General features: G+C 43.5%; 12 protein-coding genes. 9 read left to right on the top strand and 3 right to left on the bottom strand.

Going from position 1 to position 13482, the window contains the following annotated elements:
* The first annotated feature begins 16 nt into the window (after nt 1-16).
* The 7 genes from ACZ5R2_RS22760 (at nt 17) to ACZ5R2_RS22730 (ending at nt 5701) form a co-directional block, all read left to right on the top strand.
* Nucleotides 17-499, top strand: a complete 483-nt coding sequence (locus ACZ5R2_RS22760; protein WP_464903604.1) for a site-2 protease family protein — start codon at nt 17-19, stop codon at nt 497-499.
* Between the two features lie 307 nt (nt 500-806).
* A complete protein-coding gene (locus ACZ5R2_RS22755) occupies nt 807-1313 on the top strand; it encodes a hypothetical protein (protein ID WP_464903605.1) in 507 nt (168 codons plus the stop codon).
* A gap of 253 nt (nt 1314-1566) precedes the next feature.
* Nucleotides 1567-2718 (top strand): glycoside hydrolase family protein, encoded by a 1152-nt coding sequence (locus ACZ5R2_RS22750; RefSeq protein ID WP_464903606.1) that lies wholly within the window; start codon nt 1567-1569, stop codon nt 2716-2718.
* Nucleotides 2719-2900: 182 nt separating this feature from the next.
* Nucleotides 2901-3677: an alpha/beta fold hydrolase gene (locus ACZ5R2_RS22745; RefSeq protein WP_464903607.1), complete on the top strand. Its 777-nt coding sequence runs from the start codon at nt 2901-2903 to the stop codon at nt 3675-3677.
* An 88-nt stretch (nt 3678-3765) separates the two neighbouring features.
* Complete coding sequence (locus tag ACZ5R2_RS22740; protein WP_464903608.1) at nt 3766-4296, top strand: GNAT family N-acetyltransferase; 531 nt, start codon at nt 3766-3768, stop codon at nt 4294-4296.
* 275 nt (nt 4297-4571) lie between these two features.
* Nucleotides 4572-5324, top strand: coding sequence for an HNH endonuclease (locus ACZ5R2_RS22735; protein ID WP_464903609.1), 753 nt, complete (start codon nt 4572-4574; stop codon nt 5322-5324).
* 158 nt (nt 5325-5482) lie between these two features.
* On the top strand, nt 5483-5701 hold the full coding sequence (locus ACZ5R2_RS22730; RefSeq protein WP_464903610.1) for a DUF6500 family protein: 219 nt from the start codon (nt 5483-5485) through the stop codon (nt 5699-5701).
* A gap of 212 nt (nt 5702-5913) precedes the next feature.
* Here ACZ5R2_RS22730 and ACZ5R2_RS22725 read toward each other — a convergent pair whose 3' ends face one another.
* Together ACZ5R2_RS22725 and ACZ5R2_RS22720 are read right to left on the bottom strand one after the other, a co-directional pair.
* Complete coding sequence (locus tag ACZ5R2_RS22725; RefSeq protein WP_464903611.1) at nt 5914-7731, bottom strand: Lnb N-terminal periplasmic domain-containing protein; 1818 nt, start codon at nt 7729-7731, stop codon at nt 5914-5916.
* A gap of 59 nt (nt 7732-7790) precedes the next feature.
* A complete protein-coding gene (locus tag ACZ5R2_RS22720) occupies nt 7791-8264 on the bottom strand; it encodes a DUF3015 family protein (RefSeq protein WP_464903612.1) in 474 nt (157 codons plus the stop codon).
* A gap of 540 nt (nt 8265-8804) precedes the next feature.
* Between ACZ5R2_RS22720 and ACZ5R2_RS22715 the strand changes: the two genes are divergently transcribed.
* Both ACZ5R2_RS22715 and ACZ5R2_RS22710 read left to right on the top strand, forming a co-directional pair.
* A complete protein-coding gene (locus ACZ5R2_RS22715; RefSeq protein WP_464903613.1) occupies nt 8805-9278 on the top strand; it encodes a GNAT family N-acetyltransferase in 474 nt (157 codons plus the stop codon).
* Between the two features lie 493 nt (nt 9279-9771).
* Nucleotides 9772-11829, top strand: a complete 2058-nt coding sequence (locus tag ACZ5R2_RS22710) for a pentapeptide repeat-containing protein (RefSeq protein WP_464903614.1) — start codon at nt 9772-9774, stop codon at nt 11827-11829.
* 294 nt (nt 11830-12123) lie between these two features.
* On the opposite strand, the gene ACZ5R2_RS22705 is transcribed toward ACZ5R2_RS22710, so the two are convergent.
* Nucleotides 12124-13176: a histone deacetylase family protein gene (locus ACZ5R2_RS22705; RefSeq protein ID WP_464903615.1), complete on the bottom strand. Its 1053-nt coding sequence runs from the start codon at nt 13174-13176 to the stop codon at nt 12124-12126.
* Between the last annotated feature and the right edge of the window lie 306 nt (nt 13177-13482).

Below are 13482 nucleotides of genomic sequence, written 5' to 3'. Positions count from 1 at the left end.
GTGTGCAGGAGGCACAGTGATTACGTTAATAGGATGTGCAATTGGCTTTTTCATCATAATGCCAGTTATCACGTTTTTTCATGAGCTCGGGCATGCGGTTCCAATTGTAGGCTCTGGAAGTCAAGCTATTATAACTCTTGGCAGCGGTAAGTCAGTTGTTAACTTCCAAGCTGGAAGTATTGAGCTATCTTCGACACTAACCCCGTTTAACATTGGCTATGTAGAAGCCACAAGTGAGATACCACTGAAGTCACAAATCTTGTCGATAGCTGGTGGTCCAGTCGCATCTCTGATCATGTGCACACTAACCTTCTTTTGCTTAAAGTATGCTACCAACTCATTGAGTGCTTTTTTACTTAGGTTTGCTTTCGGCTATTGCGTCTTCCAGTTCGTTTTTACCTCAGTACCAATGACTTATGGTTATGTGTTTATTGGTTACGAAGGCATACCAAGTGACGGAAAGCGGCTTTTTGATCTGCTAGCGGGGATTCCTTCATAACAAGCAAATTCTGAACGCATGGCATTTTTACTGTGTGTTGGTTTTCAATGGTTAAGGTGACTCACGGTAGCACCGGTATTGTGTTGTTCATCCCTTAGCAGAGCGTTATAACGCAAAATATCTCACAAATTGTTAATTACTATTTGTGGTTTAAATCTTTGTTTAGTATGACTATATCTTACGTGGCTTGTGTAGTCTGTAGAAAGCGCTATTTGTCTAATATTCTATTGCATCATCTTGTATTCGATCTCGCAGCCAGGTAGTTAAACCGAGTATTTAATAACTAAAATGTTAGAGTTGGAAAAATATGAAAAGATCAAATTTTATTTTAGTGCCGTTACTATTGTGTGCTTCAAACGCCTATGCTGGAGAACAGTTGGTAAATCAAGCAAAAGGAGTTGGGATAAAGAGCTGCTTACCTACGATTGCCGACTTAGAGCACTTTTTCACAAACAAAGGTACTAATTACGGTTCATGGTCTCTTTGGGCTAGTGATAAACCAGATGACCAGATTTTCAACAGTACACTAGAGATTACCTATTCTGATGGTCCTGTCATTGTTGACTTAACTGTTGCACCAACAAAAGATCAACAGTGCTCTTATTCATATACTCGCACCTGGTACTCGGATCAAAGTTGTATGGCCTTCACCACATCAAGCATGCCGGGTAGCTCCAAGTACAAAATGGAAGTCAATAAGCTTGTTACAGCTTTCGAGGATGATTCTGCCAAGTGGTTACTAACAACGGCTGGTCAAGGGTGTTTGATTCAAAAGAAAGAAATTGGTATCAGGCATAAAGCACAATCGTTATAGCAAGCTCTTAAGAGTGGCTCCCAACGCTTGGTACTTTCAGTTCAAGGTTGGGTTTCGTGTTTACGGCGTAATGTTTAAGTTTAGCTGTGGCGTTGCTCATAACTCAATGCGGGCATCACGTGTCATAGTGCCCTACTAAATCAATTTATTTTCAAAAAGATCAATAAATACAGATAGTTTGTCACGCTACCGAAAATCTGTGTAGTATGACTTTAATAGATGAACTACTTTGCTGTTTTTCAGGGAGAACTCGATGCTTAGTAATGTCCAGCAACACTTTTCTGACTGCCTTTCCTATCAAGGGCGGATTCTTGAACTTGAAGATCTCCATGTTTGGGGAACCAGCGGTTTTGTAGACGAAACTGGAAAAGTACATGTTTACTTTAGTAACTGGTCCAAAGGTGATGCGCGTTCTGCATGGGTAACCAGTTGCAAGGTCAACTATGCAACCGCCGATAGCATTACCTCAACGTTTGTTGATCACGGTACCGTACTGGAGGGAGCGGGGGGTGATGCTTGGGATGCATGGAGTATCCATAACCCTTGTGTTCATAAGGTAGGTAGCAAGTATGTGATGCTGTATATGGGCAGCAACGGCAATACTATCCCCATGAATCAGCAGCAACTGAGTAGCGCCATACTAGAGCTTGAAGAAGAGGGACTATTTGATATTCCTAATAGCCAAATCATCGAGAACAGTAAGCATTCAAAAGACTATGTGGCCACAATATGGGATTACTACAAGCAGGTCGTGGAGACAAAACGGATCGGAATGGCTATCGCCGATAGCCCAGCAGGCCCATTTACCCGAGTCGGTTCACAACCCATGATCGATACTGGAGAGCCCGGCACATGGGATGACTTGGTAACCAGTAATCCTGCATTTTGCGTAACACCTGATCAGCAGTACTTACTCTACTACAAAGCATGGAACAGACACTCTTGGGAAAACGCTCATGGCAATCGCAAATATGGCGTGGCGATGAGTGACACCCTCACAGGTCCGTACAAAAAACTTCTCAGTAACCCCATTATTGACTTCGAACCCCTTGGTAATAATAGTCAGCTAGAGGATGCCACAGTTTTCCGCTTTGATAATCAATACCATATGGTGGCTCGAGATATGGGGGTTGTCGATCATCAACGGGGGATCATCATGTCATCAGATGATGGGGTCCACTTCAATGAACCGGTACTGGCCTATCATGGAGTCGAGCACTACTCCGATGAAACGATTATCTCCCTCAAAGATATGAGCCGCTCAGGAAACTACGAACGACCACAAATAATTAAAAACAACCTTGGTGAGCCGGTAGCGATGATTGCAGCATCAACCGGAGGTAAATATGCGACCTCAACGCCCGCACTGTTTCTGATAGACCAGAGCAAACTTAAGCCTGCCTAGCTCTCTATTAATGACGGATTGGCTATCGGAGCAACAATAATGAACTAACAAGGCGTTGAGATGGGGACAGCAAACTTTGGCTCTTTTGGTCTTGAGTCCATCATGTTTTGTTGGTTCGATGGGAGCGCCAGGTAACTGAGCGTTAGGTCTATTAGATTGACCAAAACAATAAGGATTTTAGGATGTCAGTTTTTACTCATGAAACAGGGTGCTACTTAAGCTATGATGGCGCTGAAATTTACTACGAGTTGTTGGGTGACCCAGCATGTGAGCCACTTGTGTTATTGCATGGTGGCTTAGGTTGCATAACAGACTTGAACAGTGTTCTTGATGGAATTCCGAATAACTATAGGCTCATAGGCATTGATCTCAGAGGACATGGTAAATCAACGATTGGCAATAAAGAGCTAAACTATTACCAGTATCAACGTGACGTTGAAGCTGTACTAAATCATCTAGAAATTCGTTCATTTTCTCTATTCGGCTTTAGCGATGGTGGCATCGTGAGCTATCGTTTAGCAGCATCAGGAAACTGCAATGTTAAAAGGGTAATTACATTAGGCTCACAGTGGCGTTTGAAAGAAGATGATCCATCTATTGAACTGTTAAGATCTGTTACGCCAGACGACTGGAAAGCAATGTTTCCCGATTCAGTTGCATATTATAATAAAATTAATCCGCAACCAGACTTTGAGTTACTAGTTGAGAAAGTAAAGAATGTCTGGATGGATACATCAATATCGGGTTACCCAGACACCACAGTTAGTGATATTCAATGCCCAGTACTTGTGATGCGTGGTGATGATGACTATTTATTTTCATTAGATGAAGCAGTTGAGCTCGTAAAGCGAATTGAAGAATCTAAGTTTATGAATATTGCATGCGCTGAACATGAGGCACACAAAGAATCTACAGATATCTGTTGTTCAATCATAAGTAAATTTCTGGTTTCGCAATAAAAACAGAAACTTGATTACTTTTGCTTGGTGGCTTGTGAATGTCGTCGGTCCCTAGTTGATAGGGCGTAAGTTTCTTAAAGGAATAAGTATGGAAACAAGTAGAATTAAGTTAGTCCCTCCATCATTGGATTATCAACCTCAAATGCTCGAAGCGATTCGGGCGAGTAAACATGAACTTTCAGAGTTTCTGCCCTGGGTTCCTTTCGCATTAACAGAAGAAGAATCCATTAATACCACGAAGCAGGCAATGTCAGATTTTGATAGTTTTGAAAGCGAACTCAGATATTCGATTATAGAAAAAGAGACGGGTAAATTGATTGGTGCTATCGGGCTGATCATACGAGATAAAGAAGTACCATATTTTGAAATTGGTTATTGGTTGCAAACAACTAGTGTGGGAGCTGGCTATGTTACGGAGGCGGTTCAACTGCTTGAAGTTCATGCTTTCACTACATTAAAAGCAAATCGTGTCGAGATCAGGGCAGCTGAGAGTAATACCAAAAGCCGCTCCGTAGCAGAAAGGTGTGGCTATGTTTTGGAGGGTATTGCGTTAAATGAGCGTAGGTTACCCTCAGGTAAGCTATCAAATACCGTGATTTACTCGAAAACCACCTTATAAAGGACATAAAGTGAGCATTAAACAACGTTGAGCTATTTGTCTCGTGTGTGCTGCTGCACTTTCAGGATGTGCTTCTACTTCATCCGAAGGCCCCGCTGTCTATTTCTGCCATTTAGCACGATTTGTGATTTTAATGATAGGCTTTATCTGATATTGAGTTTTGCTTTTGATTTTCATTCCAAATACTGACAATTTGATAGGGTGTAATATTGATTGCTGTAGATGCAATCAATATATTTTAATTCCGAAGTTTATTAGAAGAGAGCATTGAAAGAGTGAATAACTTTAAGAAGTACAATAGCCGGAAAAAGTTTCTACTAGACAATGGCTTTATAGGGGAGGTGCCCCCACAAACTTGGGCTCTTTTTGCTGACCACAAAAATAAATTGGTATTTGTAGGGGTAGATAGCTTAAATGTCGAAGACACTTTAGTTGTTAGTCATAGTTGGAAGTATACTAAAGATGGCAGAAAAAACGGTAATTACAAAAAAGCAATGAAATGTATAGATTTGGTGGAAAATGAAAATTACGCCGTACTATCATTCAATTTTGACTTCACTAAAGGACTATACTCACAACCGACACCACACTATTTAGTTAAAAAAAGTGATGGATGGCATGCTATTGCGAAAGATCTTGATGATGACAAGCTTCTAATGACAGCAGGCGAAATCGAGGTATCTGTTAACAACACAACCTATGGCAGTAAAAATCCCAAAAAGCTTGAAAAAGTAGGTAACGTATACGAAAGAGATCCACGCGTTGTTAAGCAAGCATTGCAACATGCTGGCGGGAAATGTGAGCTGTGTGAGAGCGATACTTTTCTGTCTAAAAAGCAGGAACCTTTTCTGGAAGTACATCATGTTCTTCCTCTTTCTGATGGTGGCAGTGATACCATAACGAATGCAGTAGCTTTATGTCCTAACTGCCACAAAGAGTTACATTTTGGAGTACAATCAGATACTTTAACTAACAAGCTATATGATCAGCTTCCAAGGCTAGTTAGGGAGCATAGTTCAGAAAGTTAACCAATCAGGGTTAAGTGCGGTGAGGCGCGTGCTTAATTTTTTTTGGTGGGTGCCATTTCGCCAAGCGTCATGGCTCACGAAGATTAGGATAACTAACCTTTTTACATTAATCGCTAGATAGGCGATGTCATTCATTTATTATTTTAAAGTTTTCAAATATGCGTGGTTCTTTAAGACGCAAAGTCGTTGAAGTTTGCCAAAAAAAACTAGATCAAAAAGGTGAAAACGTAGGTGTATCGTTTTATGCATTTTTCGCCAATAAAAATGATGACCCAGACTTGCTTATGGAAGCAGCAACTTGGTGGATACAAGAGCACAAACTTGATCATTTTGAGAAAGCTAAGAAGATCAAGGCAATGGTTGAGTCAGGGGAGTAGACTACTCTTTGTTGGCCCAAACCATAATCAATTTCTTTAAGCAAATAGCTCACCGTCGGCAATTTTGGTTGAGTTAAGTAATGAAGGTGGCTTTTTGAGTATGCTCGCAGGAGCTGGTATTCGATAAGGCGTTGTATTACTGCAGTCTTAATCAGACGCCCATAGTAACTAACGTGACTATGGGCGTCTTTTGTTGGTCATTGAAGATTCAGTTAGAAGTAATGATAGAGACCGACTTTGAACGCAAAATTACTGGTCGCCATTCGTTCGTATGCACCCTCAATGGTAACTGCATAATTGTAGGTTGGTGAATAACGCACCTCAGCAGAGTAGCGTTCACGGTGGTGGATGTCTGAGTCTGATAAGTACAGGTATTCAGCGCTTAGCCCGACTTTATAGTTGTCATTGTGGTGCCATATAGCACCTGTTTCAATCCCGCCACCTAGGGTCACAGAGTCCGCGAATAGACGGCCTGATGCGGTAAACATTGAGGCGAGTGCATAGCTTTGCAGCTTATTGTTTGACAAGAATGCCGACTTACCTAACCCGCCTTGAGCAAAATAGTAACTTCGACCTTTGCCCTGGCTCATCTCTCTCTCGTAGCCAACTCGGCCATTCCAAGACCAGCTATTGAGGATATTATTCGAAGGCGAGAGCGAGGCGACGTCAAATAGATAAAATCGATTAAGATAAATATTGGTCCCGTCTTCAATGTCGATCGCGAGCTGAGTATCAAGAAAGCTCAAATTCGCACCTGGAAGGTATCCTGCAGAGGGATCCATAGAATCATGATAAGACGCTCGGTAGTCAAAAAAGAGCTTTGACTCCGTTGAATCCAACAGTTGATGAGAGAGACCTATTCGCGCAGAACCATGTGCTTGCGCTGGGGTTGTTGACGGAACGGCATCAGTGCTTAGACTGCTTTGAGCTGAGAGTTGGCTGCGTTTAAGTAGCAGGTCGCGCATTATTGGTGCGGTTGTTTCTCGGTCAAGGTTAGCGTCTGCGTAGTAGAGAAAGTTCAACCACTCATAGGCCAGCTCGAGTGTATCCGCTTGATCTTGCTCATTGAGATGACTAATGTCGCCCTGCCCCTTGGTTAATGCCTTAGCGTATGGGATAAGGTCGGTACGCAACTGCTCTGCCTGCATTAATAGCTTAGAGCCATAGGACGGACGATAGACGGTGTCTCTGATTAACTTCTCGTGTTCAAGTAGTGCGATTGCATCGGTAGGCACCGCACGGAGATTGAAATGGCGGGTCAAATTCAACTCTGGACGAACCACATCAATCAATGCTAACACTTGGTAGGTGCAGTTTTTGGTCATGTAATAGTAATCGAACGTTGCATCATTCAATTCCCATACATGCTCCAATATCTGTTTCACTTCATCTGGTGATAAATCTAAATCAAACTCCCAGATATCTCGACTTTCTAGGTCTGAGTATTCTCGCACCTTACGGTAATAAGGCATGAGCGAATAATAGCCTGGGTATGAACCGACGAAACCCTTGATCATATAGGCGAGCGGGTTGTCATCGTCGGGGGTCGCCGCATAGTTGATCGCGTATGAAATAAGATCATGTGACGCCTGCTCTTGGTTAGGATCAATTCTTAGCAGGACATGGCCAAACATCGACTCAGGATTATTAATATAGGCCGATGGAAAAATCAGCTTGATGGAGTCGGGATTGATTTCATTCATCCATTCGTCAAGCTGTGGACATTCAGGTAATGGGATCTCAAGTTTATCTTTGCTTAATAAGAATTTATAGCGAGCAGGATAGGTACACCCAAGATCAGGATTTGCACGAAAGGCGCTGATCGACGCTTGCAGCTCTGCAGCGGGGTCGGTATGGCCATTTTCAGCAAAAAAGAACTTGTCACTTCGAACAAGGCTTTTTCCGTTCGATTGGTAGTGCAGAAGTTTTGACCACTGAGCGCTGTTGGCCAGATCAGGTTGTTCATCGCTCGACGCTGCGAAAGCGCTGACGGACAATAAAACGGGTGCAAGTGTTTTTAACAATGTCATATCGTACGAAAAAAGGCACCCAAAGGTGCCTTTGCCTTAGTAAGCAATTTGCCAAATGATTACGAGAATGTGTAACCAGCTAGTTCAGATGTTGCGATAACACCGTTGATGTTGTTTAGAACTTCATCAGACGTTACGTCTGCAGAAGTAAAGATGTTCGCGTAGTTTTCTTGAGCAAGTTTGTTGAATGCTGCTTCGTCAGCTGCTTCAATGTTCCATGCTGAAGATAGAGCACTTAGAGCTTCACCTTCGCCACGAGCGATGTCGCGAGATAGAGTGTCCATGTTGCCATCGATGAACATTGCTACTTTTTCTGAAGAACCTACTACGCCTTCACCGTCACAGCCTAGTGTGCCGAAAGTGATACCGAAAGTTTGGTTACCAGAAATACCGTTTAGAGTAGCGCCTAGTACTTTAAATACTTTACCTTCTTGACCTTCAAGAACAGTAGAACCTAGACCACAACCGATGTCTGAATCAGCCATAACGCTAGTTGACGCTAGAAGACCTAGAAGTGCGATACTTTTTTTCATTTTGTTTACCTTAATTGTATAGTTACCCTTTCATGGGCATTTTGAGATAACTCCGCACTATGGACAAATACGGAGTGAATAAATGGTAATACTTTTAAGCGACTGATCTAAAATAAAAATTAAATTATTTTTTAACTTTTACATTCATGAAACAATTTGACATTACAATACTCAACTAGTTGATATGTAACTTGCTATATATGCAACATGTATTTAATGGGCACTGTGAAGATTTTAACTATTATGAAGCATTAAATTAACCCTATTGTTTAAAAGATGACCGGTAATAAGTTCGACAAATTAATTTGCCTTAGTAAAAATATGGAACCAAGGTCAAATTGATTGGGTTAATACTAGGAACAATTAATAGGACACCCACAATAGTAGGCGAGTATCAATAGAGTTCTCTTTCGTTGGTAGTCACTTTGAGATTGGATCAGCTTGCGTATTTAAGGCACAATGATCCACAAGGTTGGTAGCCTCGCTTCCTCTCTCACACAGCGTTATAAACACAAGCTTTATTATCAATAGAGAACAGTAATGAACATTAGTAGCAGATTGCAACCCGGGGATATTGGCGACATTATCAAGCAGCATGGTACTGTGTATTCGAAAGAGTACGGGTATGATTGTACGTTTGAAGCTTATGTGGCTGAGCCGTTGGCGCAGTTTGCCAAGCGCAGCAATGAAAGAGAAAGAATTTGGTTGGCTAGGTGTTCCGGTGAAATAGTTGGGACGATTTGTATTTGTGAAGTATCGACGGCTGAGGCTCAACTCCGCTGGTTTATGGTTAACCCGAAAGCTAGAGGTAGAGGGTTAGGAAAAACGCTGATCGACAATGCGATCAACTTTTGTCTCGCAAAGAACTACTCTAAGATCATCTTATGGACTGTCGCAGGCCTAGCTGCCTCGAAGTCAATCTATCTTAATAATGGTTTCGAGCTGGTTCATGAGGAAGCTTGCGAGCTTTGGGGACAACCGCAGCTTGAACAATGCTACGAAAAGCACTTATAAGTCTAACAGTCCTGAATAGATATTCATTCAGTTTTGATAGCCGTTTGCAGCCAAAATATCGATCAGCAAAGTAATCCATCTCACGTTGCCATGCTTGCTGTGAACTTGTGGTTTTCTATAAATATATATAGAAAATATCATGCCGTGGTCTGAATAATTATTAGTTCTCCATACTATGAGTTTTAGCTTCGTTGTACTTGTTTATTGTTCTCTTTTCAAAAATACGTATGAAATGCTCTCTTATCCGATGTCAGATTTTATGCTCTTGTGGAAATAATTTAGTATTTTATCAAAAGCGTTAAATCTGTCTCTACCATGGGTTAAATAAAACAAGCGTAAAATACACTCGTTAACTTGCACTTATGAAAGCTTGGCTATAATTACAGTCTCGATTCATTATCGAGGTGGGTAATAACGCTATACGCGCCCGGGGTTTAGGGATAACCCATGATTAAACGCAGTAAAAAACTGGCTAGATTATAAGGGATTTCAAATGCAGTATATCAATAATTACCAAGCAAAATACCGAACGTCGTTTGCTTTAATATGCTCTCTCCTATTTGTGACAGCATGTGATAGTGATGATGATAGTGCTCGTAATATCCAGATCCAAACAGATGTTTTAACCGAGAGCGACTTTGCGAATAATAGTCGTCTACGTGCCAACCCAGAGCGGGGCACGCTTGTTGTCTTTCTTGAACCAAGCTCATCCACAGTCACAGCTGACTCGAATCGTGAATCAGGCAGTGACTCCATACCTTATCACTATTCACGCGCCCTCAATCATACCTTTTGCTTTGAGGACGGTAATAGTGATTCAGACCACTCCATGGTGCTTAACGATAGCGATGGCGCACAAGTACTCAGTGTTTCAGCCAACGAAGAGTGCGTAACGGCAATCGTATCAGAAGGGGAGTATCATTTAGTGCTTAGTCACGGCGAACACCTTGATAGCACAGAGGTGACTTTTTTAGTGACTACGCCTGATGGTGGTCCTCACTCTGACGTGATTAGCGAGAACTATCCGTTAGTTGCCAGAGTATTAAGGGCGGTTGGCAATGTATTTGTCAGGTCGGCTTATGCAGATGAAACCGTGGATAACAATGTAACAACGCTTATCTCCACCAACTCATGCAAGGAGTGTGATCTTTCCGGTGCAGACTTGAATGGTGCAACTCTGACCTTTGCCGACCTTTCTGGTGCTGATTTGAGTGATGCTATCTTGACTAATGTTGACCTTTTCGAGTCAACACTGACTGGCACCAACTTTAGTGGTGCCGATATGAGCAACGGCGACTTTCGTGGCTCGGAGATGACCAATGCTGATCTGAGCAATGCCAATCTGAGTGGCGCTTATTTTTCTAGTGCGCAGCTGTCTCCTTCAAACCTTGATAACGCGACCGTGACCGATACCGATTTTGATAACGCCAATCTTGTTGGCGCAACTTGGACTGATGGCGGTATTTGTGACATCACATCGGTGGGCTTTTGTAGTTCAATTGGTGGGGGCGAGACCAACCCTTGCGATACGATAAAGCAAGGCGAGACCGATGATGGCAATATCGTTTACCAATGCTTGCTACCGGCCGTTGATAAAGAAGTCTGCAGCACAGAAATAGGAGGGCTTGACGGTGGCACGCCAATCACTACCTGCGAAGCGAAAGATGCCTCGGAGCTCATTACCTCGGTTGAGCTCATCGATGTGTTCGAGCAAGCCAGTTCGTCGTTTGACGTCACCCTAGATAACGACACGCCGATGGCCATTTTGGCTTGGGGTGGAGAGGGGGGCATTGGCTCTAGCGGTGGGCTTTGGACCTCAGGTGGAGATGGTGGCGAAGGGGGGTTCGCATCAACCGTTACCACTCTATCTGACTTTCTCGATAATTATGGGAAAACCTCCTTTTATTACTATATCGGTGAAAATGGCACACTGAGCAATATTGCGGGTGATGGCGGCTCATCAACACTGGTTTTAGTGGAGGAAAGTAGCCCGACAGATCTAGAAGACGACGTCATTCTTATTGCTGGCGGTGGCGGCGGTGGTGAGGACTCGAGTTTCTTCGTCGATGGCACAGATGGTGCTAGAGGTGGGATTGCTGCCTCATCGATAATGGGGCAAGGCACGGTTGGTATCGGACAAAGTTTTACCGATGGTCCGAATGGCGGTAGCTCAGAGGAATGGGGTGATGGAGGAAGTGGTGCGAACGATGGCAAGGATGGTATAGGCGGCCAGGGTGGCCAAGGCTATTTGGGGCGCAATAGTGAATGGGTTAACGGTGATCCTTCAGTTGGTTCTGACGGTAGAGGGGGTAACTCCGATGATAGCTTTACCTCCAGTGGTGGAGCAGGCGGCGGTGGCGGCTATGGCGGCGGCGGTGCGGGTGATGGTGGTGCCGGTGCAGGCGGCGGAAGTTGGTCGATTATTCCCACCACTACCTGTAATAGCGCTCCAACCCAAGAGACTGCACCGTCGAGTCCAGGTTCATCAGGTGATGATTTTGGCAGTAAAAATGGTGCTGTTGAAGTTTGGATATTCCCCAAAGGTTGTTAAGGCCTGACAGCTATTATCATTAACCAAAATCGTATCGTTCACTAGAAAAATGAACGATACGATTTGTGTTGAGTTGACGATATAGTCTGATTAATTGCCTTAGTTCAGACCAGATCCGCCACTTCAATTTGAAATGAAGAGAGTTACTCACTTGGGTATAAAGCCTGTAAGGTTAAGAGAGATTTTCTATCGTCACCTAGAGTTGGTAGAAACAGAACATCCAAATAGACACCCACCTTTATATTAAAATGTGTGCGAGGAGTTAATCAGATAAGGCCCTCGCACTGGATGGGCTCAACAAGGATCCAGCGAGGCATTCGCTTGCTCAAACCCTTGCAGTACATTCACAGTGTTGTGGCCGATTGCCTCAACCGCATAACCACCCTCCATAACAAACAATGTCGGCAATCCGAGTGTTGCAAGTAGTTGACCCATTTGTAGATATTCTTCGGTTTTAATCTTGAAAAAGCTAATCGGGTCGTGTTCATAGGTATCCAATCCTAGAGAGACGACTAATACGTCTGCCCCATAGTGCTTAAATGCTTGCAAACTCAATTTGAGTTTCTCAGCCCATACAGCGTAAGGAGTGCCCGCAGGAAGAGGGTGATTTAAATTAAAGCCTGTCCCTGCTCCTCGACCAATTTCATCGGCATGGCCTAGATAATAGGGAAACGCGTCTTTGGGATCACCGTGAATGGAGCTGAAGAACACATCATCTCGCTCGTAAAAAATCGACTGGGTGCCATTACCATGGTGAAAATCAACATCCATTAGGGCGACCCGGCAAAAGCCATGCTCACGCAAATATTGAGTGGCCACTGCCGCATTGTTAATAAAGCAATACCCCCCAAACTGATCTCTAGAGGCATGATGACCTGGTGGCCTTGCGAGTGCAAAAGCAGTACGCTCACCCTGAGCAATAAGATCCGCCGCGGTTAAGGCCACATTAGCAGATAACCAGGCGGCCTCGGCGGTGTTCTCTGCGATAGAAGTTTCACCACATAATGCGTAGTAACCGAGTTTGCCATCAATATGGCGGGGAATGTGGGGACTGGTCATTGATCGAGAGGGCCACACATTGGGAATGGCCTCTCCTTGCAACCCAGCCGCTTGCCACTGTTGCCAACAGGTATCAAGAAACTCAAGGTAGTCTCGACTGTGGATCCGCTCAACATGATAGCGAGGAAAGCTAAGTGGCGGTTGAGTTTCGCCTAATCCGGTTGCAGCAATGGCCTGACAAACATAGTCCATCCGAGCAGCGCACTCAAAAGGTGTGATCAGTTGCCCGCCGCATAACTCTGTCTTGGTGTTATGTCGGATATGCTCAGGGGAGTACACAATCTTCATCTTATTACATCCTTGTAATTACAGTAACATTGCTTTTACTTACCCTACCTACATCTTTGTGTGATACCAAGTGCTTGATATAAAATAATCGCTTATCGATAGGGTACGATGTTCTGGGGACGGAGAGGAAAATAATTGTATTCACCACAAGCGTCCAATTGTTATATATTGGGTATACAGACAGTTGAATATCAATTCTCACAGGAAGTGAAGCAATGGAACGTTGTGGGCAATGTAGACAATTTACCAGAACTCGAGAGAACCAAAAGGACCTTTGTGGTGCGTGGGGTCAGCCCACCACGGCGG

The organism is Vibrio sabulosilitoris (assembly GCF_055391395.1).
Note: the sequence above shows the minus strand (reverse complement) of the source record. Positions and strands in the feature narration are given on the sequence as shown.